The sequence below is a fragment of the Paenarthrobacter nitroguajacolicus genome (assembly GCF_051027655.1).
GTDB classification, from domain to species: Bacteria; Actinomycetota; Actinomycetes; order Actinomycetales; family Micrococcaceae; genus Arthrobacter; species Arthrobacter nitroguajacolicus.
Genome location: NZ_CP073234.1, coordinates 658,196 through 682,664, shown reverse-complemented (window position 1 = coordinate 682,664; position 24,469 = coordinate 658,196). Strand labels below are relative to the sequence as shown.

Genomic DNA, 24,469 nt, shown 5'->3' with positions numbered 1-24,469 from the left:
ACCAGCGAAAGGTAACCATGGTTTCCGCAGATAACAGCCACGCAGACAAGCCAGGCACTAACAACAGCGGTGCAGATAAGCGCGACTACGACGTCGACCTGACGGTCACGCTGACGGAGGCGCCTGGCGCTGAAAGCCGGGTCTTCCACCTTCGGTCCGCGGCAGGCATCCTGTCGCCTGACCCTGACTCGCTGGACTCGAACTTGCCTGATGCAACTGCGGCGCTGGCCGCCGTCGAGCAGTTCGGTGAGGAAGTCTTCTTTCCCGAGCCTCGGCCGGACCGGATCTGCACGCAGCAGTACGGCGGCCCACAGGTAGCCGTGGTCAAGGGGTGGTTCCGGGGACGCGAAGTCCATAGCCAGTTCAGTAGGACGGATGGCTGTGAGATCGCACGGTGGAAGGCGTTGGCTTCGCTGCTGGGCAACACCGGGGGCTCAACCGGCGCTGTGTAGGGACGGTTGCCCCCTCAGCGTCCGGAACCCCCGTAGATCAGGCCAAAGATCAGCACGGCGACCCAGAACAGGATGTTGACGCAGGACAACACCAAAACAATCCACCCGGCAACCTTCCCAAAGGTGGCCGGTACGCCGTTCGCTTCTGCACGGCCTGCATTGCGAATGGCCAGTGGCCCAAACACAATTCCAAGGAAAAAGATGCCGATGATGGCATAGGTGGTGGCCTTGGACTTGAAATTGGCGCCTTCGAGGTCCGGGAAATAGAAGGGTGGGCCATCCTGCTGGCCATACGGCTGAGGATAGGTCGCCTGAGGGTACGGCTGTTGACCGTACGGCTGTTGACCGTACGGCTGTTGCGGGTACGAAGGCTGAGGGTACGGCTGGCCGGCAAATGCGTGCTGCCCGTTCAACTGTTGTTCGGGTTGTGGTTCGGATCCTGGCTGTGACATGCCGGCCTTTCGTTGCGAATTGTCTGGTGCGAAATCACCGGGTGGGAACTGCATCGAACCTATCACCGGAAACAGCAGTGGCCGCTGGGAATCCCACCGGCCACTGCTGTTACTGAATTAAGAAATCCTTAGCCGGCGTTGTTGCCCTGTGTCGGCTCATCAGCGCGGATCTTGCCACCGTGCTTCTTGTCTTTCTTGTCCTTCTTCGGGTCTTCCTCGTCCGGAACCACGACGGTTCCGCCCGGGTTGACCAGGACGGTGACGAAGCTAGGCACACTGGTTCCTGCAAAGGTCAGGCGACCAATGTAGGAGCCAGGCTCCAGGTTCTTCCAGTTCAGCGAGATCTGACCGGTCTTGCCGTTGGCAAGGCGGATCGGGTTCGGCGTCACGGTGGCGTTACCTTGGTTGGCACCCAGCACGGCGGCGTCAACGGTGGCCTTGGTGGCCTGGTTGTTGGGGCTCGCGTACAGGTTGGCGTAGACGTAGTAGTCGCCGGGCGCCGGGTTGGGGACGGACAGGGTTTCGCTGGCCGACGCCGTTGCGGCAGGCAGCTGCTGCCCGGACGGGGTGACCACCAGCATGTCGAAGTCCGCGGCCTCGTTGGAAGAGATCACCGAGAACTTGGCGAGTGCACTGTTCTCGCCAACGGTCACCTTTTTCACGTAGTTGGACGCATTGGTTTCGCCCGCGAACGGGCCGGGGACCAGTTCGACTGCCGAGGAGTCTGCCTTGGAAAGGCCATCAACGGTGACGCCTACCGGCAGGTTGGTGCCCGAGGTGATGTTGATGGTTCCGGAGCCATTGGGGCCCGTTCCCGTGAATGTCAGGGCCTTGTCCGCGATGACGGACTGCGGCCGGACGGCGATCGGGGAGGTGACAGTCTTGTTGGCACCCTGCCAGTTCAGCGAACCCATGGCGAACTTGCCCAGTTCACCATTTTTGTTTTCGAACTGCACCTTGAACGTCTTCTTCTCACCGGGAGCGCCAAAGGTCAGCACGGACGGTGTGACCTTGACGTTGACACCCGGAACGTTGACCGATGCACGGTACGTTCCCGGAATCAGGGCAGTGAGGGTACGGGTGACCTCCACTTTGCCTGCGAGGTTGCCCAGCGCGAAGGAGGGAACGTTCATGTCCCGCGCCTGCGTGGTGCCCAGCCCTTCCATGCCCAGGTCCATGCCTGTGCCCTGGATGAACTTCAGGTAGTCCTCGGTGGTGGCGTCGTACACCAGGCCCGGCGAGAGGACCTTGGCCGGATCCACCTGTCCGGCGCCTGTGGCGAAGACATCCTTGTTGATGGCGCCGTTGGCCAGTTTGACCGGACCAGCAGTGGTCATCATGGCTGACTTCACGGTGGCCGGGGACCACTGCGGGTTCTTGGCGAGGATCAGGGCGCCGAAACCGGCAACGTGCGGGGAAGCCATGGACGTTCCCGAGAGGAAGCCGAAGTTATCTCCACCGGTTCCGATGGGCGAAACGCCAGCGAGGATAGCGACGCCGGGAGCGGACACGTCAGGCTTCAACAAGTCCGAGTCGGTAGCAAGCAGCGGACCACGCGAGGAGAATCCTGCGATCTGCGGCTGTGCCTCAGCGGGCAGGCCCGTGGTGTCGCGGTTCAGCAAGGAGACGGTGATGGCCGGGTTGGCTGTGACCTTGTCCTTGATGGTCTGAGTGGCGGGCGGGTTCACGTGAACGGTGGGAATGACGTGCTTGTCGGTGTCCAGGGAGGAATCGGTCAGGTTCACCAGGATCATGCCGACGCCACCACCGCGAAGGACCTCAGCGCTCTTGGCGGTACGGTCAACAACACCACGGTCACAAACAACAACCTTGCCGGCTACCTTGGCCGGGTCCAGCGAGCCCGGAGCACAGAGCGCCGCGTTGCCTTCACCGCTTGCAGCGTTGGTGGAAAGCACGACGCCGGCCCCGCTCACCTCGCGGTTCATGATGCTCGCTCCGCGGAACTTGCTGCCATCGGAGAACTCAACAGTGCCCTGGAGCTCCTGCGAGAAGGACGTCGCGGCTACCGTGGTCAGCCATGGTGCTCCGTGGTTTACGGTGCTGGCGGTCGGTCCGGAGTTGCCCGCCGAGGTTGCAACGAAAATGCCCGCGGAAGCTGCAGACAGGAAGGCCAGCGAGACGGGATCGGTGGTGGAGGTGGTTGAACCCGAGATGGAGTAGTTCAATACATCCACACCGTCCAGGATGGCCTGCTCGATCGCATCCACAGATGCGGAGCCGTAGCAGCCACCCGTGGCAGGATCCGTGTCCTCCCAGCAGACTTTGTAGACGGCGAGCTTGGCGGCGGGTGCGATGCCGCTGGTGGTTCCGAAGCTGCGGCCATCCACTACGGCGTCAACGTTGGCATTGCCCGCTGCCGTGCTGGCTGTATGGGTACCGTGGCTGTCCACGTCGACGGGAGAGATTACCTCTTCAGGGGCGCGGTTTTCCGGCGGAACGGTTTCCAGGAAGGCGTCAGCGAAATAGTGGGTGCTGAGAACCTTGGAGTTGCAGGCGCTGCCATCGTAGTCAGCACCCGTGTCGGTACCGGGCTGGCATTCACCGACGAAAGTGTCGCCGTCGGCCTTCAGCATGGCGATTTTGCCGTCAGCGGTGCGGTACGGAACGCCCACCTGGGCATTGCCCACCAGCGGGCCAACAGGCTCACCGGCGAAGAAGGGGTTGGACGGGGTGTAACCGGTGTCGATCACGCCAACAACGGTGCCCTTGCCGGCGTTGTCCTGTCCGCCATACTGGGTAGCCCAGGTTCCGTTGGGGCCGCTGAGCTTGAGGAAGTCGGTGGTGGAGTAGTCCGGAGCATACTGCGTGTCCGGTGCCACCATGAGGACCTTGGGGTCCTTGGCAAGGTTGATCGCCTGGTCTGCCGTCAGGTTGGCACTGAAGCCATTGACAGCGGTGGTGAAGTCGCGCTGGATTGTGACGTTTTCCTGCTGTGCAACTTCCTGTTGCTTCTGCTGCAGGTGCTGCTGATATTCCTTCACCTCAGCGCTGTCGGCGTCGAGTTTCTTGCCTTCTTCGGGCTTGGTGGGAGCAAGCCCGGCCGTGCCGCCGTCGTAGGTAGCTGCAGGCTTTTCGGCCAGGACCACCATGTATCGGCCGTCCTTGTAGGCGCTGGGGTCAAGGTTCTTCTTGGCCACGCCTGCAACATTCCCGGGCGTCTCCGGGGCGGGAGCGGCCTGGGCGGGCATCGCCATCGACGAGAGCAGCAACGGCAGGCCAAGGGCAAGCGCCGCAGCCTTTCGAAGTCCCCCGCTTCTGACGAAGCTCTTTCCTTGTGATTTCACGAGTGGTTGCACCTTTCACTGAGGGAGGACCGGGCTCCATCGCCCAGGCCTGTCAACTTTTAGTTGGTTGAACCTTTGACAGTTCCTGTCAAAGCCGCGCAACCAGCCGAGTCACAGAGTACCTAGTGAGAGCCAAATATGACATACAGCACATCTCAAGTTTTTTGTCTTGTCATAGGAGCGGTGATTTATTACAGAACCAAGGGTGCGGGCGGTAGCCTCAAGTGCGTACCGCCGAGCCACTTTAGCAACGGAGCCGCTGTGAAAATCCTTGTCCCCGACACCATCAACCTGGACCTTCCTACGCCGGGCGACGAGGTGGTTGTGTATGAGGTGGACAAGCCCATCCGCGGCGAGCACCGCGACGCGGAGGTGCTGGTGGTATGGCGGAACACCTCGGACAACCTGGCTGATGCAGCCAAGGAAATGCGCCAACTCAGGCTTGTCCAGACGCTCGCAGCAGGCCCGGATTCAGTGCTGGCAGCAGGCTTCGGGGACAACGTGGCCATCACGTCCGGCCGCTCCCTTCACGATGGCCCCGTGGCCGAACACGCCCTGACCCTGATTTTGGCGGCGGTACGCCGCATGGACCAGTTGATGGATTCCCAGAAGGGCTACACCTGGAACCAGCCGTACAACGCGGCCCAGTCCGCGCCTGACACGGAGCAGCTCTACACGCTCGACGGCGCCAACGTCACCATTTGGGGCTTCGGCTCCATCGCGGGACGACTGGCTCCCCTACTGGCCGCTTTGGGAGCGAACGTTACCGGCGTCGCCAGCTCCAAGGGTGAGCGTTACGGCTTCCCCGTAGTGGCTGACGACGACTTCCCCGACGTCCTGCGGACCACGGACGTCCTGGTCTCCATCCTGCCGGCCACTCAGGACACAGCGGATGCCCTGAACGAGGAAGTTCTCCGCAACCTCCCGGCCAGCGCAGTCTTCGTGAACGTTGGCCGTGGAGCCACGGTGGACGAAGACGCCCTGCTTGCAGCGTTGCACGAAGGCAGGCTGCGCGTAGCCGCCGTCGACGTCACCAAGGACGAACCGCTTCCCGCCGACTCAAAACTGTGGGCCGCCCCGAACCTGATCATCACGCCCCACGTGGCCGGCAACCGCCCCAAGGGCGCCGCCAAGCTCGTGCTGGCCAACATCGAGGCACTCAGGGAAGGCAACGCATTGACCAACCAAGTTGCCGGCTAACACCTGGGAATCTCATCGAGATTTTCATTGCCTCCAAATAGTAAGCATGCTTATGGTGGGTGCGTCCGGGGTGGCCAGCAGAGGGTTTCCATCCCAAACACGCAGCATGAACAACGTGAGGAATCGCAATGTACCTGCACACCCAACTTCTCATCAACGAAATCGCCGCAGACGAGCCCGACCCCGCCGCAGCAAACGCCCTCCAGGAAGGTCTCGGCGGACAATTCGGTGAGATGCGCACCATGATGCAGTACCTCTTCCAAAGCATGAACTTCCGGGGCGACGCGGCCTCGAAACCCTATAAAGATCTCCTTCAGGGCATCGGCACTGAAGAGATCAGCCACGTGGAACTCATCGGAACCACCATTTCCCAGCTCCTGGACGGCTCGCCGCGCTACCAGGGCAAGAAAACGGATCCTGTGGACCAACCGGGTGCCGGTGGAGCCACTCCCCTGAAGATCGCGCTGGACACCAGCAACATCCATCACTATCTGGTGGGGGCCCAGGGCGCCCTTCCGGTGGACGCTGCAGGCAACCCATGGAGCGGCTCCTATGTCTACAACAGTGGCAACCTGGTGCTGGACCTGCTCTACAACCTGATGCTTGAGTCAACGGGACGGCTCCAGAAGTGCCGTATCTACGAAATGACGGAAAACAAGACGGCACGCTCAACGATCGCGTACCTCATCGTTCGCGACCAAGCCCACGAGAACGCGTACGCCAAGGCCCTGGAAAGCCTGGGAGTGAACTGGGGCAAGGTCCTCCCCATTCCGAAGACCAACGCCGAGCAGTTCCCCGAGGTGAAGAAGCTGTTGGATAAGGGCTTGCAGAGCATCCAGTACACCTTCAGCGCCGACAACCTGAGCGAGGCCGGCAAGCTCTACCGCGGAGCCTCTCCCTCCAACGACGGCACCGAGCTGAGCACGGACGTCATGCCTGAAGGATTCCCCATCACCATCTCCCCGGAGCGCAAGGAAGAGTTCGCACCAGGACTGGATCCTGAACTGCTGGCTCTGATCCAAGCCACGGCGGAACAGGAAATGAAGGAGGCCGACAGCCCCAAGGAAGCAAAGCCCCAGGCGACCAAGAAGAAAAAGTAGCGCCAAAAAAAGGGTCCCCGCCTCAACCGAGACGGGGACCCTTTTGGTCGTCAGGAAATATCAGGAGTGCTCGTACGTCAGGCAGTCGGCGGCTTCGCGGCCGGGCCCGACCTTGACGTCGTGTGCCTCGCACATGAGGTTGTTGTTGTGGACGCACTCCGAGCGCTGGCAGGCACCTACGTGGGCGAGGACCTTGGGAAGGCCGCCCATGGCATTGGTGTCAATGAACGTTGCGCAGGAAGCGTGGTCCTGGCTGCCGCCGATGGTGATTCCGAATGCGGTGCAACCGTTGTGGTTGAATCCGCACGTGCCAACGCTACAGGCGGATACTTCGGCAATGTGTTCGGTCATTGTTCCTCCTGGTGTGGATCCTGAAAGGTACTGGCCCTTGAAAGGTACTGGGGCTGAACCCCTGGTGTCCTTCCAAACTACGCCGGAATCACACCATTTAACCGCTTTGAATAGCGCATTTGTATGTGCCCTAATCCGCGCCATTCCGCCGAAAATGGGACCTCCGGAGGTAAGGGCCTACTTACTTGGAGTGCGTAGGGCGTCGCTGATCCTGGCCCGCGTTTCCTTGTCCAAAGGCGCGGTAACGCGATGCTCCCGGGCGGCTCTGTCTGCCATGATTTTCTGGATGACCATTCGGCCCAGACCTGCAAAAACGGCTGCGGCCACTACGCCCAGCACCATCGATTTCGGTTTCTCAGCCATGTCGCAATCTTAGTGACGGCGGACTACGGCGGCCAGCGATTTCTGCCATTACGGCGGGGTGCCCTCGCGCAATCCGGCTGAATAGGGTATGTGCGTTGATCCCGGTAGAATAGGTGTGCAAGCTCGCGGAGCGCCCCCCATGCCGTTCAAACATTGCAGTTCACAACGTGTTTAGCCCTGTGCTAAAACGCTGTTTGGATGCGGCTGAACGGCGTGAGACGGCACCTCCGCGGCAGCCTTATTTAAGGTTCACCCAACTCACGCACAGGAGTTACCGGATGCCCCGGATCGTCGTTGACGTCATGCCCAAGCCCGAGATTCTGGACCCCCAGGGGAAGGCCATCGTGGGTGCTCTGCCCCGCCTCGGCTTCAACAGCTTCAGCGCAGTCCGCCAGGGCAAGCGCTTCGAACTGACCGTCGACGGCGAGGTGACCGACGCTATCCTGGCCCAGGCCCGCGAAGCTGCCGAGACTCTCCTTTCCAACCCGGTGATCGAGGATGTTGTCAACGTCGAGGTCGTCGAGGCCTGATATGACGTCGATTCCCCTGATTGGCGAGGCAGTGGCCGTCGCCGCAGAGCCCCGCTTGGCCGGCGCCAAGATCGGCGTTGTGACCTTCCCCGGCACCCTTGACGACCGCGATGCCGCCCGTGCGGTGCGGCTTGCAGGTGGCACCGCGGTTTCCTTGTGGCATGCAGATACCGAACTCGGCGACGTTGACGCTGTCATCATCCCCGGCGGTTTTTCCTACGGTGACTACCTCCGCGCCGGTGCCATTTCGCGTTTCGCGCCGCTGATGTCCAAGATCATCGACGCTGCCAACTCCGAGGCCAAGCTCCCGGTTCTGGGTATTTGCAACGGCTTCCAGATCCTGACCGAGTCGCACTTGCTGCCCGGTTCCATGATCAAGAACGACCACCTGAAGTTCATCTGCCGCGACCAGACACTTCGCGTGGAGAACGCCAACACTGCCTGGACCGTGGACTACGCGGACGGCCAGGAAATCATTGTGCCGTTGAAGAACCAGGACGGCCAGTACATCGCTGACGAGAAGACCCTGGATGCCCTTGAGGCTGAGGGCCGCGTGGTGTTCCGCTACGTGGGCTTCAACCCGAACGGCTCCCGCCGCGACATCGCCGGTATCTCCAACGCAGCCGGCAACGTGGTGGGCCTCATGCCGCACCCCGAGCACGCTGTGGAGACCGGCTTCGGCCCGGAGTCGCTTGACGGCGCACCCCGCGACACCGACGGCCTCGGTTTCTTCACCTCCGTTTTGACCAAGATTGTGGGAGGCGACAAGTGACCACGGAAACCACCAAGAAGTTCAACATCGACACCGTTGAGCACGCTGCCAAGACCCCGGACACGGAACTCCCGTGGGCTGAGCTGGGCCTGAAGCAGAACGAGTTCGACGAGATCGTCAAGGTCCTGGGCCGCCGCCCCACCGGCGCCGAGCTGGCCATGTACTCCGTCATGTGGAGTGAGCACTGCTCCTACAAGTCCTCCAAGAACCACCTTCGCCAGTTCGGTGAGAAGGTCACCGAGGAAATGAAGAAGGACATGCTGGTTGGCATCGGCGAAAACGCCGGCGTCACCAACCTCGGCGACGGCTGGGCCGTGACGTTCAAGATCGAGTCCCACAACTCGCCGTCGTTCGTTGAGCCTTACCAGGGTGCCGCTACCGGCATCGGCGGCATCGTCCGCGACATCATTTCCATGGGCGCCCGCCCGGTTGCCGTGATGGACCCGTTGCGTTTCGGCGCGATCGACCACCCGGATACCGCCCGCGTCATGCACGGTGCCGTTGCCGGCATCGGCGGCTACGGCAACTGCCTTGGCCTGCCGAACATCGGCGGCGAAATGGTCTTCGACTCCGTCTACCAGGGCAACCCGCTGGTGAACGCACTGGCCGTGGGCGTCATGCGCCACGAGGACATCCGACTGGCCAACGCCTCCGGCAAGGGCAACAAGGTTGTCCTGTTCGGTGCGCGCACCGGTGGCGACGGCATTGGCGGCGCTTCGGTGCTGGCGTCGGAGTCCTTCGATGACACCAAGCCGTCCAAGCGTCCGGCCGTCCAGGTGGGTGACCCCTTCGCTGAGAAGGTCCTCATCGAATGCTGCCTGGAGCTCTTCAAGGGCTCCCTGGTTGAAGGCATCCAGGACCTCGGCGCTGCAGGCATTTCCTGCGCCACGTCCGAGCTCGCCTCCAACGGCGACGGCGGCATGGAGGTGGAATTGACCTCGGTCCTGCTCCGCGACCCCACGCTGACCCCGGGCGAGATCCTCATGTCCGAGTCCCAGGAACGCATGATGGCCGTTGTTACCCCGGAGAACATCGCAGCCTTCGAAGCTGTCATGGACAAGTGGGCCGTGGAGTACTCCTGGTTGGGTGAGGTCACCGATACAGGTCGCCTCATCATCACCTGGGAAGGCGAAGTAATCGTCGACGTCGATCCCCGCACCGTTGCGCACGACGGCCCGGTCTACGACCGTCCGTTCGCCCGCCCGGAGTGGCAGGACTCGGTCCAGGCCAACTCCTTCACCGGATCTGTTGAGGATGCCGGCCGTCCGTCCGCGCCCTCGGAGCTGGCTGCAGCCGTCACCGAGCTCGTGGCTTCACCGAACATGTGCAGCAAGGACTGGATCACAAAGCAGTACGACCGCTACGTTGGCGGCAACACTGCCATGGCGTACCCGGACGATGCCGGCGTGGTCCGTGTTGACGAAGAAACCGGCCTGGGCGTCGCCCTGGCAACCGACGCCAACGGCCGCTACACCTACCTGGAGCCCTACCAGGGTGCGCAGCTCGCGTTGGCTGAGGCCTACCGCAACGTTGCCACCTCGGGCGCTGTTCCGATGGCCGTCAGCGACTGCCTGAACTTCGGTTCCCCTGAGGACCCGGATGTCATGTGGCAGCTCGCCGAAGCCATCCGTGGTTTGTCCGACGCCTGCATGGAACTCGGCATCCCGGTCACCGGCGGCAACGTCTCGCTCTACAACCAGACCGGCACCACGCCGATCCACCCCTCCCCCGTGGTGGCAGTTCTGGGCAAGCTCGACGACGTCGCCCGCCGTACGCCGTCGGGCTGGCGCGAGGACGGCCAGGCCATCTACCTGCTGGGCACCACCGCAGCAGAGCTGGACGGTTCGGAATGGTCAAACCTCCGCGGACACCTTGGTGGCCTGCCTCCGAAGGTTGACCTCGCAGCTGAGCGCGGCTTGGGCGAGATCCTGATCAACGCGTCACGTGACGGCATGGTTGACGCAGCACACGACCTCTCCGAAGGTGGCCTGGCGGCCGCCCTGGTTGAGTCCTCGCTGCGCTACGGTGTCGGTGCCCGCATCGCCCTTGAAGAACTCATGGAACGCGACGGCGTGGACCTGTTCACCGCCCTCTTCTCCGAGTCGCAGGCCCGGGCCATCGTGTCCGTCCCGCGATCCGAAGAAGTCCGTTTCAAGGACATGTGCACCGCCCGCGGCTTCGCCCACCTCCGGATCGGCGTTGTTGACGCTGCCGGCGGAAAGCTGGAGATCAACGGTGTAGACGAGCTCTCCCTGGACGCTCTCCGTGAAGCACACGAAGCCACCCTGCCGAAGTACTTCGGCTAAGAGCAGGCAAAAACAACGCGGGGCCACCTATGTGGCCCCGCGTTCCTGTTTAAGCCGGCCACACCACTTGCCGGGCCAACTGCTCAGTGAACTCCATCTCCGGCAAGGGCCGCCCGAAGTAATACCCTTGCCCGCTCGCGCAGCCGATACTCCGGAGCGCCTCCGCCTGTTCGGCGGTCTCGATCCCCTCCCAAACACCTTCCAGGCCACAGGAGCGGATGACTTCCTGGATGGCGGCCACGAAGCCGAGCTGCGAAGGGTCCTTGCCCAGGTCCTTTACGAACTGACGGTCCACTTTTACCCGGTCCACAGGAAGTTTCCGCAGGTAGCCCATGGAGGAGTACCCGGCGCCGAAGTCATCGATCTCGAGTCCGACTCCCAGCCTGTGCAGGCTTGCCAAGGTGTAGCGGTCCAGCTCGTTGTTGTGGATGATGGCGCTCTCGGTGAGCTCCAGCACCAGTGATTCCGGGCCCAGGCTCTCCTCCGCCAGGGCTTCACCCACGTCGTCCACGAACTCGAGGCTTTGAAGGTCGGCGGCAGAAACATTGATGCGCATGGAGAAGTCGTGCTGTTTGGTGGCCGGATTATCCCGCCACCGTCGCAACTGGCCGACGGCCGTCCGCAGGACCCACCTGCCCAATTCCGCGATCAGGCCAGTGGCCTCCGCAACGGGAATGAACTGGTCCGGCATGATCAGTCCATGAACGGGGTGGTTCCAGCGAACCAAAGCCTCGCAGCCTTCGATCCTGCCAGTGGAAAGCTCCACGATCGGTTGGTAGAAGAGGACCAACTGATCAGAACGGATGGCTTCGCGGAGCTCTCCCACTATTTGCCGCTGGAGTTGCCGCGCGTGAAGGGTGGCGGGATCGAAGACCTTAAGCTTGTTCCTGCCCTCGTTTTTGGATTCTTCCATGGCCAGATCGGCCTCTTGCAGAAGGTCCTCGATACTGTGATGTGGTTCTGCAGTGCGCAACCCAAGGCTTGCGCCGCAGCGGATGCTGTTGTTGCCGAGGTCGATGTTCGGTTCCAGCGCTGCCAGGACGCGGTTCCCGACGGCGGTGGCCCGGCTTTGCGGGGTGGCGGGCAACAGCACCGCGAATTCGTCGCCACCCAGCCGGGTGACGACGTCGTTCTCCCGGACGGCCGAGCGGATGCGCATGGCAACGGTGACCAGGATCTGGTCCGCTGCGGCATGGCCTGCGGAGTTTTTCAGTGCCTTGAACCCATCCAGGTTCAGGAGGAGAAGTGCCGGCGGGACGGCGCCGTTGGCCGTGGCTGCTTGGGCTTCGATGAAGGAATTCACCAGTGCTTGGCGGTTGCCGAGCCCGGTAAGGGCGTCCGTAAGGGCCTCGCGGCGTTGTTCATAGCGTGCTCTGTGGAGCTCCTCCATCAGCGCCTGCACGTGCCGCTCCAATTTTTCGATCCGTGAATCAAGGGGGATCAACCTGTGGGGCTTGGAGCCTCTCACGACTCTTCCAAGCGTCGCAGGCTGGAGTCGGCGACAGCCTGCGGTTTGGCCACTGGGTTCCGGCGTTCGTCCAGGAACAGCCGGTATGACGCAATGTCCAGCCTGCCGTCCGGTTCCACCTTGTTTCCGGCGCGGTACACGTGGGTGATCCATGCCCCGCCTAGGATCGCCTCAATCCAAGCGTCGCATTCTGCGAGCGGGAGGTGCACGCGGGTACCGGTGTTCCTGCGGTGACCGGCAATGGACACCGTGATGCAGCTGCCCAGGAGGCCCTTGTCCGCCGTGAACCAGGCGAGGCCTTCGACGTCGGCCACGATGGTGAGGTTCGCGTTGCTGTCCTCCACCGATTGAACGGGACTCATCCTTACCGAACGCCGGTCCGCGTTCAGCATTGTGGGTGTTCCAGCTTTGTAAGGAGGGCTTGTGATGCCTTGCCGGAACGCGGATAGTTCCTGGGTGTGCTGGATCTGGATCCGGGTGGTGAGTTCGTTGAAGGTCATGATCTTGCCTCGTCCGCGATAGTGGCCGCCTTGGGGCGGTCGGCTCCTACAATCCTGTTTCTTCCTTGCGCTTTCGCGCTGTAAAGGGCTGCGTCCGCTACCTCGATCATGAAATTGAGGTCGGCTGCAGCGGGAGTGCTTGATGTGACTCCGTAGCTGATGGTGGGGAAGACAACGCCCTCAGGAGTCGGCAAGGCTGCCATCCGGCGGCTGATTTCCGTAGCGATGTTCTCGGCCCGGTCCTGCGTAGCTCCAGGCAGGAAGAGGACAAACTCTTCGCCTCCATAGCGTCCGATGAGATCTGTGGATCTGACCGAGGCCTTGCAAACGTCAGCGAATGCCTGCAAGGCCACATCCCCTGCCCCGTGACCGTGTTCGTCGTTGACGGCTTTGAAGTGGTCCAGGTCGGCCAGGACTACGGCGGCGCCAGACCCTGTGGAGTGAAGGCGCTCAAGTTCCGTGGTGGCGAGGTCCAGGAATGCTCCGCGGTTGAGGAGTCCCGTGAGATGGTCGCGGGTGGCACGTTCCCGGAGGCCTTTGATGAGTTGGTCGCTGGTCAGGGCCGTCATGCTGAAGGACACCGTGACCAGGAGAACCATTGATATCAGCGCTGACGGTCCGGGCCCAAAATACGTGCGGAACGTGTAACTGGCCGGCCCTTCGAGGGCATAAACCATCCAGCGGCCCAGATAATAGGCGGCCAGCAGGCCGGCGGCGATGGACAGGGCTTTGTGGACTTGCGAATGCGAAGACTTGATAAACCAGAGATCGTACGCGGCCAACGCTATGCCCAACGTCATCATGGCCAGATAAACGAGGCCTCCGGACCAAACGTTACTCCCGGGGCTTTCCAGAAAGGATGCTATAGCCGTGACGGCCGGTCCAAAAGCCAGCTGCCATGACGCGGCTTTCCGGTCCCGGAGGGTCTTCGCTCCGGCCCACACGCTGAAAGCGCCTGCCACCACCAGGACGTTGCCCAAGGGGTTGGCCCACTGCTGGTGGGGGGTTCCGTTGAGGAGGAAGGCGGCATTCCCCGCCATGAACTCGAGCAAGGCCAGGCTCCACCAGCCCGCATACGGCGAGCGCGTGCGGTGGAATGAAGTACAGAACAGCACCAGGAGGGTCACCGTAACCACGCCCAGCGCGACCCTCACCGAGAATGCATCGAGCTCCATGTCCAACCCCCTCAGCTGGTCACCCTCCGGCCTTTGAGTTCAGTGTCCCGGGGCTTACTCAACCTGGATGCGAATTTTGCTCAAGATTGGCTCAAGATGCGAAGCGGCCCGAAGCCGCAGCCTTGCCCCGGTTTTCTGCAGTGATAATGAACCATGTGGATCGGTTGGATTGAGTTCGACGTCCTCTTGGGCGATGTCCATAGCCTCAAGGAGAAGCGGTCGCTGGTACGGCCCCTCGTGGCTGAGCTCAAGCGGCGTTTCGAGGTTTCTGCCGCTGAAACGGGCATGCAGGACCAACATAGGCGAGCGCTGGTGGGTGCAGCTGTGGTGGCCGCCGACCACGCGCACCTTCAGCAAGTGCTCGACGCCGTTGAACGGTTCGTGGCTGCCCGGCCTGAGTTTGAGCTGCTGAGCGCACGGCAGCGGGAGCTGCACAGCGAGGACTAGCATGGCTTAGTAGCCGATGACCGCCAAGCGGGTGGAGTCCAGATGGGCATCAATGGCCTGATGCGCGGCGTCGAGGCTTCGGCTGCGGAGGGCGTCAACGATCAACTGGTGTTCACGGAGGACATCCCCGGCGCGATCGGCGCCTTGGCTGACTGCCTTGACGCCGATCCTGAGCTGCTTTTGCCGGAGGGAAGCATAGAAATCGGCAAGCACGGGGTTGCCCCCTGCCCGGACAATCAGGGTGTGGAATTCGGTATCCAGCTCAATGAACCTGGCTGGGTCTTCCCGCGCTTCCTGCTGCTGGTCAATGATGCGCTGGAAGGCGTCGATCTGGGCGTCAGGCATGGTCTCCACGGCTGAGACCGCCCACTTTTCCACTACCGCCCTGGCCTGCAGGATGGCGCGGACGTCGGGGTCTGAGATCGGCGGGACGTAGGCGCCTTTATGCGGGACGCGCTTGACGAATCCCTCGGCTTCGAGGCGCAGCAAGGCTTCACGCACAGGTGTCCGTGATGTGCCAGTGGTCTTTGCCAGGACCCCTTCGTTGAGGAAGGTTTCCTCCTCACGAGGGAGCGCTGCGATGTAACTTTTCATCCACTGGTAGGCCACTTCTGGCTGCGACTGCGCAGTGGGGGTCATCTGGATCATGCAGAGCCTTTCTCGCTAGCCCAGTATACGAGTTGCATTCAGAACGGAGCGGAGTGCTGAAAAACTTCTGGTTCAAATATAGACAGGTTGTATACAACTCGTCTACAGTCGCCTTAGTGACACCGCTCACGCATCGGAATCTCCCCGCAAAAGGACCCCCACAATGACCGAATTGAAGAAAGCAGAACTGAGGCGACAGAAGCACTCCAGCCTGCCCGTCGTTGCTGCTTCGAGCCTCGCCGGCACCGCCGTCGAATGGTATGACTTCTTTCTCTACGGCACCGCGGCCGCGCTGGTATTCAACAAGCTCTATTTCCCCACCGACGATCCCATGGTTGGCACCATGCTTGCCTTGGGAACGTTCGCAGCCGGTTTCCTTGCCCGTCCCATCGGCGCAATAGTCCTGGGACACCTCGGCGACAAGCATGGTCGTCGAGCCACCTTGGTGGCCAGCCTGATGCTCATGGGCGTAGCCACCACCCTCATTGCCTTCATTCCCTCATACGCTGCCATCGGCCTTGCAGCACCCTTGCTCCTCCTCCTGCTCCGCCTGATTCAGGGATTTGCGCTTGGCGGCGAGTGGGGCGGAGCCGTTCTCCTCGTCTCGGAGCACAGCAACGAGAGCACCCGTCGTGCCTTCTGGGCTTCCTGGCCCAATATGGGACCGCCCCTCGGCAACCTGATGGCCGCCGGCGTCCTGGCCATCCTCGCCGCCACCATGCCGGAGAGCGAGTTCCTGGCGTGGGGTTGGCGCATCGCGTTCGGATTGTCTGCCCTGCTGGTGGTCATTGGCCTCATCCTGCGGCTCTACGTGCAGGAAACCCCGCTGTTCAAGGAAGCACAGCGGAAGCGCGAAGCCGAAGGCAACAAGGAACGGAAGATGCCGCTGACCATCCTGTTCCGCCGCAACTGGCGCGAAATCCTCATCGCCACCGGCAGCAGGATGGGCGAGAACGCGGGTTTCTACATCTACTCGCTGTTCATCATCACCTACGTCACCCAAATCATGGGACTGCAGAGGCAGACAGGCCTTACCGCCGTCATGATCGGCCAAGGCGTGGCCGTCGTCGCCATTCCCATCCTGGCGATCTACGCGGACAAGGTAGGCAGGAAACCCATCCTCATTGGCGCCTCGATTGCCACCATGGTGTGGGCCTTCGCGTTCTTCTTCCTGCTGAACACCGGGCAGGTGTGGGGCATCATTGCCGCCGCTGTGGGAGGGCTCCTGATCTTCGCGGCGTACAGCTCAGTGATCGGCGCGTTCTTCTCCGAGCTCTTCCCCACGGACGTCCGGTACAGCGGAACCTCAGTGTCCTACAACCTGGCATCACTGATCGCAGGTTCGTTGTCCCCGATCATCGCCCTGGCGCTTTACAGCGCTTTCGGCACCGGCTACGCGATCGGCATCTACCTCGCCGCCATGGGCCTGATCTCCATGGTCTCGGTGATGTTCGCCAAGGAAACCAAGGGCCTGAAGCTCAGCGATCTGGACGAAGACTTGACCCCAAGCCTGGAGAAGGGAAAAGCATGAAAATCGCACTCGTCCAGGTGTCCAGCCCTGACTCCGAAACCCGTGAGGAACGGATTGATCGCGTCGAGGCGATCCTTCGCGGCATCAACGGCGCAGAACTGATCGTGCTTCCTGAACTCTGGAGCGCCGGCTACTTTCACTTCGATGACTATGAGGCCCTCGCGGAAACATTGGACGGACCAACAGTCTCCATGTGCTCGCGGGTAGCGGCGGAGCTGGGTGTCTACCTTCACCTCGGCAGCGTCATCGAGGCCGGTGAGGACGGCCAGCTCAGCAACACCTCCATCCTGCTGGGGCCGGACGGCAAAGTGATCCACACGTACCGGAAGATCCACGTCTTCGGCTACAAGTCCAAGGAGGCCAGCCTGCTCACTGCCGGCTCCTCACTTCCCGTAGTCCCGCTGCCGTTCGGCGCCGTTGCCGGCATCACCTGTTACGACCTCCGCTTCCCCGGGTTGTGGATGGAGTTGAGCACCCGCGGCGCGGACATTGTGATCGTACCCGCAGCCTGGCCCGCTGCCAGGCGGGAACACTGGCGGTTGCTCACCACAGCCAGGGCACTTGAACACCAGATCTTCGTGATCGCCTGCAACGCTGCAGGTAACCAGGAAGGTGTGGACCTTGGTGGGCACAGCCGGGTGGTGGACCCGGGCGGCAATGTCATCGCCGAGGCAGGCTCAGACGAAACGGTGCTGATGGTGGACATCGATCCCCGTCAGGTCCAGTCAGTCCGCGAAGAGTTTCCCGTCATTGGCGATCGCCTACCCGCTTACAACACGTTGACTGTTTAGAGGAAACCCAATGCAAACACAGCAAACCACAAGGCAAGTCCCGCTCACCTTCAGGGTGGTGGGCACCGACCAGACAATCGTCATCACCGACTTCCATGCAGTAGTGGCCGGCTACACGGGCCGCGATCCCAAGGCAGTCCAGCATCACATCGATGAGCTCGCCGCAATCGGCGTGGCTCCCCCACCGGAGGTTCCCATGTTTTACCGGATGGACTCGGACCTGTTCGAGACCTCGGGTGAACATGACACCACCGAGAACCTGACGTCCGGCGAGATCGAGCCCCTCTACATCCGCCACGACGGTAAGTACTACCTCGGTATCGGCTCCGACCACACAGACCGGGACATCGAAGCCCGCGACATCGGCGATTCCAAGCGGGCATGTCCCAAGCCCGTCTCAAACGAGGTGATTGCCGTCGAATCACTGAAAGACCTGGATCTCGACGAATGCACAGCCCGTTCATGGGTTGACGGCGCCCTATATCAGGAAGGTTCGCTGAGCGGCCTCCTCAAGCCGGCCGACGTCGTCGAGCGCCTTCTCGCACGAACCGACATCGGCGACGCTGATTTCATGTGCTTGGGAGGCACGCTTCCGCTGCTGAACGGGAAATTCGTCGACGGAACTTCCTGGAAGTTGGAGCTCTCCTTCCCGAATGGGACCACCATTGAACATAACTACAAAATCAAGAAAGGCTCACTCCGATGAGAACCGGAAAGCAGTATTTGAAGTCCCTGAACGACGGCCGGACAGTGATCCTCGACGGCGAGGTAGTCGGCAACGTCCTGGAGCACCCGGCCTTCGCGAACGTTGCCCGGACCATGGCCGAGCTGTTCGATATCGCAGCCGATCCCGCCAACGGCATGCAGTTCCACTCGGATGAGATCAACGGTCCGGCCAACCGCACCTTCGCCGCTCCCCGCACGCAGGAAGAGCTGGTCCTTCGCCGCCAGGCAATCGAAAAGTGGGCCAAACACACCCATGGCTGGGTGGGCCGCAGCCCCGACCACGTCGGAACGTTCTTCGCCGCGTTCGGTTCCCATCCGGACGTCTTCAAGAACGACGAACGTGACTTTGCCGGCAACGTGGAGCGGTACTACAAGAAGATCCTCTCCGAGAACCTGTACCTCTCCTACGCGATCATTCCCCCGCAGGTTTCCCGCGCAACCACGGCGTCCGGTTGGGAAGGCGAATACCTGCAGGTCGGCGTCGTGCGTGAAACCGAGGAGGGCATTATTGTCCGCGGTTCGCAGATGCTCGCCACAGGCGCCGCCATTGCCGACGAAGTCTTTGTCACCTGCATTAAGCCCCTGGGCCCGGACGATGTTGACTTCGCGGTCAGCTTCGCCATCCCGGTGGCAACCGACGGACTGAAGCTGTACTGCCGCCGTCCGTTCGCGCCGGCTGCCACCAGCGAGTTCGACTACCCGCTGACCAGCCACTACGACGAGCCTGACGCCTTGGTTGTCTTCGACGACGTGCTCATCCCGTGGGACCGGGTGTTCATCAACCGGAACATCGAAACCCTCCGCCGCCAGTTCTTCGACACCGGTGCCCACGCCCTGGGCAACTGGCAAGCCCAGATCCGCTTCTCCACCAAGCTGAAGTTCATCGCCTCCGTTGCCCGCAAGGTCACGCAGGTCAACGGCACGGACAAGATCCCTGGCGTGCAGGAGAAACTCGGCGAGCTCGCCGCCATTGTGCAGTCCGTTGAGTCAGCCGTCCTCGCCGCCGAATACACAGCAACAACGGACGACGCCGGCATGAGGGTTCCGGGCAAGAGCGCACTTTACGGGGCCATGGGCTTGCAGTCAGAGACCTACCCCCGCGTGATTTCCATCCTCCGCGACCTGGTGGGCGGCGGCGTCCTGCAGCTGCCTTCCAGCATCGCCGACATGACCAGCAGCGTGACCCGGCCGGACATGGAGCGCTACGTCCAGTCACCGGGCGTTGCCAGCGAAGAACGCGTCAAGTTGTTCAAGCTTGCCTGGGACATCATCGGTTCCGAGTTCGCCGGCCGCCACCAGCAGTACGAAATGTTCTATGCCGGCGCTCCGTTCGTGGTCCGCGGTGCTTACACCTACAGGAACTACGGCTATGACGGTCTGGTTGCGGAGCTGGACACCTTCCTGGGTTCGTACAGCATCGAAAGCACAGTCAATGGGGCCGGCGACGGCATGGAAGGAGCCTAGCCATGGCAAAGCCAGAAGTGGAGTTCACACCTGTATCTTCGGTGGACTTCGCACCCTGCAACCCACACATTGAGGGCCTCTCCGAGGCCATTCTCGCCCGCGACTCGGACAACGACAGCGTCACGCGCATCCTGAAGTTCGAGCCCGGAACGGACACTTCCCCCAACGGAGTTCTGACTCACGATTTCTGGGAAGAGGTCTTCATTTTCGAAGGCTCGTTCGTTGACCAGCGCCTCGGCAAAACCTTCAAGGCCGGCGACTGGGCAACGCGGCCTCCCGGGATGGAGCACGGACCATGGGTTTCCGAAAACGGCGCCAAGATGTTCGAGGTCCGGTACTACGCGGAGCGGAGCAACTGACATGAGCCTGGCACCAGCCTTCACCATCCCCGACGCCATGGCGATGCGCCGCGCCATGGGCCGATTCCTCACAGGCGTCGCCGTGGTGACCACCCAGCACGAGGACGAACAGTACGGGATGACCATCAGCTCGCTGACCTCCATCAGCCTGGAACCGCCCATCCTGATGATCTCGCTGAACTTCGGTACCCGGACCGGAGAGGCACTGATGGAGAGCGGCAAGTTCGCGGTATCAATCCTGGGCGCGAAACAGGAATCAGTGGCCCGGCGGTTCGCCGTCCGCGGCGGGGACCGCTTCGCCGACGGTGACTTCGACGTCACAGACAGCGGGCTTCCGGTCATCAAGGGCGCCCTCGCCCAGGCGGATTGCACCGTGGTGCAGCAGTACGACGTCGGAGATCACCAGGTCTTCTTCGGCCAGGTCACCACGTGCCGGGACCGGGACGGCGAGGTGCTGGCGTTCAAAGCCGGCCGTTTCGGCTCGTTCAGCGACTTCGGCCATGCCGAGATTCCCTGGATGTTCTGAGTAGTAGGGTCGAGTGCCTGTGCCGCCACGACCTTCTTTGAATCACAACCGCCCCCGACACGCCTCTTGGAAGGTGTGTCGGGGGCGGTTGTGGTTCCAAAGTGGGTGGATGCGGTACAGCCGCTAGTCGATAGTCAGCTCGCCCATGCGGTCCCAGCCGCTGCCCTCGAACTGGCGGCTGATGATGTGGGGAGTCTCCACCAAGGCCTGCGGCATGTCCGCCATGGCCTTCTTGAAGTGCTCGCTGTTGACGTGGGCATCGGCGGCATCATCCTGGAAGGCTTCCACCAGGACGAACTCGTTGGGGTTGTCCACACTGCGGGACCAGTCGAACCACAAGTTGCCGGGCTCTTCGCGGGTCGCCTTGGTGAAGTCGGTCACCAGGTCCAGCCAGCGCTCGGACCAGTCTGGCTTGACGTTGAACTTGACCACAATAAAGATCACGGGCTGCTGCCTTTCGTTGCACTACAGAATCCGTTCCATCTTTTCAGAGTCAACGCCCGACGGCGGCCCGCACCTTAAGGTGAGGACCGCCGTCGAAGGCTGTTGTAGCTTAGTCGTGTTACTTGGACGTGCCCTGCGAAACGGAACCCTGTAGCTGGCGCTGGAAGATCACGTAGACGATGAGAACAGGAATGACGGTGACGCTGACGGCCGCGAACAGCGCGCCGTAGTCCACGGCGTAGCCCATCTGGCCGGCGAACGCCGCGAGTTCCTGGGAGAGGACGCGAGGACCGGCGGCGTTGATGGACACCGGAATGAGGAACTGGTTCCAGAGGCCCAGGAAGTTGAAGATGGCAACCGAGGCGAGGCCCGGCTTGGCCATCGGCAGCATGACCTGGAAGAACGTCCGCCACTCCCCTGCTCCGTCGAGGGCCGCTGCTTCAGTGATTTCGTGCGGCAGCGACTTGAAGAAGGAGAACAGGAAGAACACGGTGAACGGAAGCGCGAAGCCCACGTACACAAGGATCAGTCCCGGCAGGGTGTTCAGGAGGCCCATGTTCCTCAGGACGAAGAACAACGGCACCATGGCGAGGAAGATCGGGAAGGTCAGGCCCGCGAGCATCAGGTAGTAGATGGCCCGGCTGCCCCGGAAGGTGTAGCGCGCCAGAACGTAGGCGCACATGGCCCCGAGGACCATGACGATCACCAGTGCCACGGCCACCACCAGCACCGAGTTGAGGAAGGCAGATCCGATGCCTGCCTCGCTCCAGGCCTTGACGTAGTTATCCAGCTTCCATTCGCCCGGCAAGGCGAACGGCGAGGCGAAGATCTCGCTGGACGTCTTGAAGGAGGACATGAACGTCCACAGCAAAGGAAGAATGACGATGAGGGTCCAGATGGTCAGCGCTGTGTGCGAGACCGCTCCCACCACTTTGTCGCCCGTAGTGGTTGCCGGTGTCCGCGGCTGGAAGTGCAGTGACTTCATTTCCGGAGTTGAGACTTTGGTACTCATTACAGGCTCACATCCTTATCGCCGCCGGTGAGCCGGTTGACCAGGAAGACCAATCCGGAGAAGATCAGCGTGGCAACGGCCAGCACAACGCCCATGGCGCTGGCGAGGCCGAACTGTCCCTTGCTGAATGCGGTAAAGAACAGCTGCTGCGCCATGACCAGCGTGGAGTTGTCCGGCCCGCCGCCCGAGTTCAGTGCCGCCATGTAAACGAACGCGTCCAGAGCCAGGATGCCCATGTAAATGTAGGCAGTCTGGATGTTGTCGCGAATCAGAGGAATGGTGATGGACACTGCGGTGCGGAAGCGACCGGCACCATCGATCCTGGCGGCCTCGAAAAGCTCGGCAGGAATGCCCTTGATGCCAGCCACGAACAGGACCATGTAGAAGCCAACAAAGCCCCAGACAATCACGAACATGGTGGCGATCATTGCGGTGTTCTTGTCACCCAGCCAGGCAAAGTCCTTGAACTGGTCCATGCCCAGCCCTGTGAGGATGCCGTTAAGCAGGCCACCCGAGGGATCGTAGATCTGTCCCCACATGATGCCGATCGCGATCGCCGGAATCGTGTAGGGGAAGAACGACACAACCCGGTAGAAGCTGGAGTTCCGCAGGCCCTTGATCTGGCCTTTGCTGCTGCCGCCAACCGTCACCAATGATGCGAGCACCAGGCTCAGGATGATGGTGATGATGGGGAGGAAGATGACCAGGAGGATGTTGTTTCCCATGGCCTTCATGAAGATGTCGTCCGTGAAGATTTTGGTGTAGTTTTCCAGGCCGATGAAGTTCTGGTTGGGAGAGAATCCGGACCAGTCCGTCAACGAGTAGCCAAAGGCCTGGATGAAGGGCCAAATCACGAACAACAGGTAGATCGCCAGCGGCAATCCGAGGAAGACCGCGAAGAAGCTGACCTTGTCCCATGTCAACGGTTTCCGCCGCCGCTTGACCACCTGCTGTGGAGCCGTTGCCGGAACGACGGCGGCCAGGCCGTCGTCGCTCCGGCTCTGCTGAGTTTTCACTGAAGTCACTTCACTTCGATCTTCTTGACCGAGCTGTCGTTACGGACCTTGTCGGAGATGTTCTGCAGTGCGGACGTGAGGGTTGCGACGTCGGACTTGCCGTCCAGGAAGCTGTTCCAGACCACCAGTTGGTCCTTGTTGGTTCCGTAGAGGTCAATGAAGTTCCAGGTGAAAATGTCCTCGCCGGCGTCAGCGAGCAACTTGGTCTGCGAGACCAGTGCCGTGGAGCCGAAGCCATCGGCCGGGACCGTGTCCTTGACGATGGTGGGGGCCAGTTTCGTCTTGGCGAAGTTGGTCGCAGCCTCCTTGGACAGCATGATACGGAGCAATTCCTTGCCACCGGCAGCGTTCTTGCCCTGCGAAGGAACAATGAACGGCTCACCCGCAGCGCTGTGGAGGGATGTGTAAGGCAGCTTGGAGCCTGTAGTAACCGTGGGCACGGGCGCGCCCATCATGTTGAAGCCGGCCTTGGTCTGGTCCTTCATTTCGTTTTCAATCCAGGAACCTGACGGGTAGAACACGGCCTCCTGGGCATTGGTCCACTGAGCCTGAGCTGCCGTGAACTGGGTGCCGGAGCCACCGGGCTTGAAGAAGCCGGCCTTCACGATCTTGTCCAGCGCAGTGAAAACGGACTGGATAGCCGGGTGGGACCACGAGTCAGCAGTGAGGTTCTCCAAGCCGATGCGGACTTCGTCGCCGCCTTCCTTGACTGCGGACGCGATCGCCATTTCCTGGTAGTACGTGGCAGCTTCCTTGCCCCATACGAACAGGTACTTGCCCTTGGCCTTGGCCTGCTCGCCCAAGGTGTACATCTCATCCCAGGTCTTTGGCAGCGTCCAGCCGTTTTCCTTGAGGAGGGAATCCGAGTACCACATGGCGAATACGGTCAGCACGTAGTTCAGGGCAGCAAGCTTGCCATCGAAAGTGCCCGGAGCCAGTACGCCGGTGTACAGGGTGTCCTTGATGACCTTGCCTTCGAGGTTCTTTGCCTCCACCAGGGGGGTAAGGTCTTCGAGCTGGGCCAGGATGGTGCTGAAGCCGATAGCTTTTGCACCGGAGTTGTCGATCAGGTCCGGCGGGTTACCACCGACGAAGCGCGGCTGGAGCTCCTGGGCGATATCCGTGGACGGGGCGATCTTGGCAGTGGAGCCCTCGTGCGTCTTTTCGAAGATCTTGCCGGCGAACTCGACATAGTCGATGCCGTAGCCGCCCTTGAAGATCACGGCGTCGAGGGTTGCCTTCTCCGCCATGCCAAACGGGTTGGTGTCGGAAACAGTGCCGGTGGGGCCGGTGGTAGTGCCGCCGCCACCTGCGGCACAGGAAGCAATGGTTCCACCCATAGGCACGAGCACGGCTGCTGCGAGTGCTCCGCGCAGGAATCCACGGCGTCCGACGGACTGGTGCTGAACGTTCATTTCTAAACCCTCCAGTGACTCGTAGTGTCGACTGTTGCGGCGGGAAAGCCGTTCAGTCAGACAGTCTGGGTAGGCGCTCTGGCAGCACCAACCTTCTGTGACATAATTCACCACGA

25 protein-coding genes are annotated in these 24,469 nt (G+C 61.7%); 13 read left to right on the top strand and 12 right to left on the bottom strand.

Annotated elements, in window-relative coordinates:
* The first annotated feature begins 17 nt into the window (after positions 1-17).
* Positions 18-452, top strand: a complete 435-nt coding sequence (locus tag KCX59_RS03480; RefSeq protein ID WP_256871559.1) for a serine protease inhibitor — start codon at positions 18-20, stop codon at positions 450-452.
* Positions 453-466: 14 nt separating this feature from the next.
* Here KCX59_RS03480 and KCX59_RS03475 read toward each other — a convergent pair whose 3' ends face one another.
* Positions 467-904 (bottom strand): hypothetical protein, encoded by a 438-nt coding sequence (locus KCX59_RS03475; protein ID WP_218649586.1) that lies wholly within the window; start codon positions 902-904, stop codon positions 467-469.
* A gap of 128 nt (positions 905-1,032) precedes the next feature.
* A complete protein-coding gene (locus tag KCX59_RS03470; protein ID WP_434122628.1) occupies positions 1,033-4,209 on the bottom strand; it encodes a S8 family serine peptidase in 3,177 nt (1,058 codons plus the stop codon).
* A gap of 261 nt (positions 4,210-4,470) precedes the next feature.
* On the opposite strand from KCX59_RS03470, the gene KCX59_RS03465 reads away from it, so the two are divergent.
* Together KCX59_RS03465 and KCX59_RS03460 are read left to right on the top strand one after the other, a co-directional pair.
* A complete protein-coding gene (locus KCX59_RS03465; protein ID WP_179018880.1) occupies positions 4,471-5,409 on the top strand; it encodes a phosphoglycerate dehydrogenase in 939 nt (312 codons plus the stop codon).
* 128 nt (positions 5,410-5,537) lie between these two features.
* Positions 5,538-6,509, top strand: coding sequence for a manganese catalase family protein (locus KCX59_RS03460; protein WP_091465173.1), 972 nt, complete (start codon positions 5,538-5,540; stop codon positions 6,507-6,509).
* 60 nt (positions 6,510-6,569) lie between these two features.
* Here KCX59_RS03460 and KCX59_RS03455 read toward each other — a convergent pair whose 3' ends face one another.
* Together KCX59_RS03455 and KCX59_RS03450 are read right to left on the bottom strand one after the other, a co-directional pair.
* On the bottom strand, positions 6,570-6,860 hold the full coding sequence (locus tag KCX59_RS03455) for a DUF1540 domain-containing protein (RefSeq protein WP_054808888.1): 291 nt from the start codon (positions 6,858-6,860) through the stop codon (positions 6,570-6,572).
* 177 nt (positions 6,861-7,037) lie between these two features.
* Entirely contained in the window at positions 7,038-7,223 is a 186-nt protein-coding gene (locus KCX59_RS03450; protein ID WP_017198376.1) for a hypothetical protein, read from the bottom strand.
* A gap of 278 nt (positions 7,224-7,501) precedes the next feature.
* Between KCX59_RS03450 and purS the strand changes: the two genes are divergently transcribed.
* Genes purS through purL form a run of 3 tightly spaced genes read left to right on the top strand, consistent with a single transcriptional unit; the run spans position 7,502 to position 10,831 of the window.
* Positions 7,502-7,753 (top strand): phosphoribosylformylglycinamidine synthase subunit PurS, encoded by a 252-nt coding sequence (gene purS, locus KCX59_RS03445; RefSeq protein WP_011773385.1) that lies wholly within the window; start codon positions 7,502-7,504, stop codon positions 7,751-7,753.
* A 1-nt stretch (position 7,754) separates the two neighbouring features.
* The gene (purQ, locus tag KCX59_RS03440) at positions 7,755-8,525 is read left to right on the top strand and encodes a phosphoribosylformylglycinamidine synthase subunit PurQ (protein WP_178993260.1); all 771 of its coding nucleotides are present in this window, start codon (positions 7,755-7,757) and stop codon (positions 8,523-8,525) included.
* A complete protein-coding gene (gene purL / locus KCX59_RS03435; RefSeq protein WP_178993259.1) occupies positions 8,522-10,831 on the top strand; it encodes a phosphoribosylformylglycinamidine synthase subunit PurL in 2,310 nt (769 codons plus the stop codon). The genes purQ and purL overlap by 4 nt, the downstream gene beginning before the upstream one ends.
* 49 nt (positions 10,832-10,880) lie before the next feature.
* On the opposite strand, the gene KCX59_RS03430 is transcribed toward purL, so the two are convergent.
* The 3 genes from KCX59_RS03430 to KCX59_RS03420 are packed head-to-tail and all read right to left on the bottom strand — an operon-like array spanning position 10,881 to position 13,974.
* Positions 10,881-12,299, bottom strand: coding sequence for a putative bifunctional diguanylate cyclase/phosphodiesterase (locus KCX59_RS03430; protein WP_179018882.1), 1,419 nt, complete (start codon positions 12,297-12,299; stop codon positions 10,881-10,883).
* Positions 12,296-12,799: a hypothetical protein gene (locus tag KCX59_RS03425; RefSeq protein ID WP_178993257.1), complete on the bottom strand. Its 504-nt coding sequence runs from the start codon at positions 12,797-12,799 to the stop codon at positions 12,296-12,298. Before KCX59_RS03425 ends, KCX59_RS03430 begins: the two co-directional genes overlap by 4 nt.
* Complete coding sequence (locus KCX59_RS03420; protein ID WP_179018884.1) at positions 12,796-13,974, bottom strand: GGDEF domain-containing protein; 1,179 nt, start codon at positions 13,972-13,974, stop codon at positions 12,796-12,798. Before KCX59_RS03420 ends, KCX59_RS03425 begins: the two co-directional genes overlap by 4 nt.
* A gap of 153 nt (positions 13,975-14,127) precedes the next feature.
* Between KCX59_RS03420 and KCX59_RS03415 the strand changes: the two genes are divergently transcribed.
* Positions 14,128-14,421 (top strand): DUF503 domain-containing protein, encoded by a 294-nt coding sequence (locus KCX59_RS03415; RefSeq protein ID WP_091465163.1) that lies wholly within the window; start codon positions 14,128-14,130, stop codon positions 14,419-14,421.
* A 6-nt stretch (positions 14,422-14,427) separates the two neighbouring features.
* On the opposite strand, the gene KCX59_RS03410 is transcribed toward KCX59_RS03415, so the two are convergent.
* On the bottom strand, positions 14,428-15,069 hold the full coding sequence (locus KCX59_RS03410) for a GntR family transcriptional regulator (protein WP_178993255.1): 642 nt from the start codon (positions 15,067-15,069) through the stop codon (positions 14,428-14,430).
* A 163-nt stretch (positions 15,070-15,232) separates the two neighbouring features.
* Between KCX59_RS03410 and KCX59_RS03405 the strand changes: the two genes are divergently transcribed.
* The 6 genes from KCX59_RS03405 to KCX59_RS03380 are packed head-to-tail and all read left to right on the top strand — an operon-like array spanning position 15,233 to position 20,466.
* Positions 15,233-16,600, top strand: coding sequence for an MFS transporter (locus KCX59_RS03405; RefSeq protein ID WP_178993254.1), 1,368 nt, complete (start codon positions 15,233-15,235; stop codon positions 16,598-16,600).
* The gene (locus KCX59_RS03400; RefSeq protein WP_178993253.1) at positions 16,597-17,391 is read left to right on the top strand and encodes a carbon-nitrogen family hydrolase; all 795 of its coding nucleotides are present in this window, start codon (positions 16,597-16,599) and stop codon (positions 17,389-17,391) included. The genes KCX59_RS03405 and KCX59_RS03400 overlap by 4 nt, the downstream gene beginning before the upstream one ends.
* A gap of 10 nt (positions 17,392-17,401) precedes the next feature.
* Positions 17,402-18,097 (top strand): DUF2848 family protein, encoded by a 696-nt coding sequence (locus KCX59_RS03395; protein ID WP_178993252.1) that lies wholly within the window; start codon positions 17,402-17,404, stop codon positions 18,095-18,097.
* Complete coding sequence (locus KCX59_RS03390) at positions 18,094-19,581, top strand: 4-hydroxyphenylacetate 3-hydroxylase family protein (protein WP_179018886.1); 1,488 nt, start codon at positions 18,094-18,096, stop codon at positions 19,579-19,581. The genes KCX59_RS03395 and KCX59_RS03390 overlap by 4 nt, the downstream gene beginning before the upstream one ends.
* Positions 19,582-19,583: 2 nt before the next feature.
* The gene (locus tag KCX59_RS03385) at positions 19,584-19,940 is read left to right on the top strand and encodes a cupin domain-containing protein (RefSeq protein WP_091465153.1); all 357 of its coding nucleotides are present in this window, start codon (positions 19,584-19,586) and stop codon (positions 19,938-19,940) included.
* 1 nt (position 19,941) lies between these two features.
* Positions 19,942-20,466: a flavin reductase family protein gene (locus tag KCX59_RS03380; RefSeq protein WP_179018888.1), complete on the top strand. Its 525-nt coding sequence runs from the start codon at positions 19,942-19,944 to the stop codon at positions 20,464-20,466.
* A gap of 123 nt (positions 20,467-20,589) precedes the next feature.
* Here KCX59_RS03380 and KCX59_RS03375 read toward each other — a convergent pair whose 3' ends face one another.
* The 4 genes from KCX59_RS03375 to ngcE form a co-directional block, all read right to left on the bottom strand.
* Entirely contained in the window at positions 20,590-20,910 is a 321-nt protein-coding gene (locus KCX59_RS03375; protein WP_179018890.1) for a putative quinol monooxygenase, read from the bottom strand.
* A 118-nt stretch (positions 20,911-21,028) separates the two neighbouring features.
* Positions 21,029-21,922: a carbohydrate ABC transporter permease gene (locus tag KCX59_RS03370; protein ID WP_091465147.1), complete on the bottom strand. Its 894-nt coding sequence runs from the start codon at positions 21,920-21,922 to the stop codon at positions 21,029-21,031.
* Positions 21,922-22,947, bottom strand: coding sequence for a carbohydrate ABC transporter permease (locus tag KCX59_RS03365; protein WP_178993249.1), 1,026 nt, complete (start codon positions 22,945-22,947; stop codon positions 21,922-21,924). Before KCX59_RS03365 ends, KCX59_RS03370 begins: the two co-directional genes overlap by 1 nt.
* On the bottom strand, positions 22,944-24,353 hold the full coding sequence (gene ngcE, locus KCX59_RS03360) for an N-acetylglucosamine/diacetylchitobiose ABC transporter substrate-binding protein (protein WP_091465145.1): 1,410 nt from the start codon (positions 24,351-24,353) through the stop codon (positions 22,944-22,946). The genes KCX59_RS03365 and ngcE overlap by 4 nt, the downstream gene beginning before the upstream one ends.
* Between the last annotated feature and the right edge of the window lie 116 nt (positions 24,354-24,469).

Excerpts from the sequence above, each read along its gene's own strand:
- KCX59_RS03420 (WP_179018884.1), bottom strand. The coding sequence starts at position 13,974 with ATGGAGCTCGATGCATTCTCGGTGAGGGTCGCGCTGGGCGTGGTTACG.
- KCX59_RS03475 (WP_218649586.1), bottom strand. The coding sequence starts at position 904 with ATGTCACAGCCAGGATCCGAACCACAACCCGAACAACAGTTGAACGGG.
- KCX59_RS03460 (WP_091465173.1), top strand. The coding sequence starts at position 5,538 with ATGTACCTGCACACCCAACTTCTCATCAACGAAATCGCCGCAGACGAG.
- ngcE (WP_091465145.1), bottom strand. The coding sequence starts at position 24,353 with ATGAACGTTCAGCACCAGTCCGTCGGACGCCGTGGATTCCTGCGCGGA.
- KCX59_RS03425 (WP_178993257.1), bottom strand. The coding sequence starts at position 12,799 with ATGACCTTCAACGAACTCACCACCCGGATCCAGATCCAGCACACCCAG.
- KCX59_RS03410 (WP_178993255.1), bottom strand. The coding sequence starts at position 15,069 with ATGATCCAGATGACCCCCACTGCGCAGTCGCAGCCAGAAGTGGCCTAC.
- KCX59_RS03395 (WP_178993252.1), top strand. The coding sequence starts at position 17,402 with ATGCAAACACAGCAAACCACAAGGCAAGTCCCGCTCACCTTCAGGGTG.
- KCX59_RS03385 (WP_091465153.1), top strand. The coding sequence starts at position 19,584 with ATGGCAAAGCCAGAAGTGGAGTTCACACCTGTATCTTCGGTGGACTTC.
- KCX59_RS03390 (WP_179018886.1), top strand. The coding sequence starts at position 18,094 with ATGAGAACCGGAAAGCAGTATTTGAAGTCCCTGAACGACGGCCGGACA.
- KCX59_RS03370 (WP_091465147.1), bottom strand. The coding sequence starts at position 21,922 with ATGAGTACCAAAGTCTCAACTCCGGAAATGAAGTCACTGCACTTCCAG.
- KCX59_RS03380 (WP_179018888.1), top strand. The coding sequence starts at position 19,942 with ATGAGCCTGGCACCAGCCTTCACCATCCCCGACGCCATGGCGATGCGC.
- KCX59_RS03415 (WP_091465163.1), top strand. The coding sequence starts at position 14,128 with ATGTGGATCGGTTGGATTGAGTTCGACGTCCTCTTGGGCGATGTCCAT.
- purQ (WP_178993260.1), top strand. The coding sequence starts at position 7,755 with ATGACGTCGATTCCCCTGATTGGCGAGGCAGTGGCCGTCGCCGCAGAG.
- KCX59_RS03480 (WP_256871559.1), top strand. The coding sequence starts at position 18 with ATGGTTTCCGCAGATAACAGCCACGCAGACAAGCCAGGCACTAACAAC.
- KCX59_RS03400 (WP_178993253.1), top strand. The coding sequence starts at position 16,597 with ATGAAAATCGCACTCGTCCAGGTGTCCAGCCCTGACTCCGAAACCCGT.
- KCX59_RS03450 (WP_017198376.1), bottom strand. The coding sequence starts at position 7,223 with ATGGCTGAGAAACCGAAATCGATGGTGCTGGGCGTAGTGGCCGCAGCC.
- KCX59_RS03455 (WP_054808888.1), bottom strand. The coding sequence starts at position 6,860 with ATGACCGAACACATTGCCGAAGTATCCGCCTGTAGCGTTGGCACGTGC.
- KCX59_RS03405 (WP_178993254.1), top strand. The coding sequence starts at position 15,233 with ATGACCGAATTGAAGAAAGCAGAACTGAGGCGACAGAAGCACTCCAGC.
- purS (WP_011773385.1), top strand. The coding sequence starts at position 7,502 with ATGCCCCGGATCGTCGTTGACGTCATGCCCAAGCCCGAGATTCTGGAC.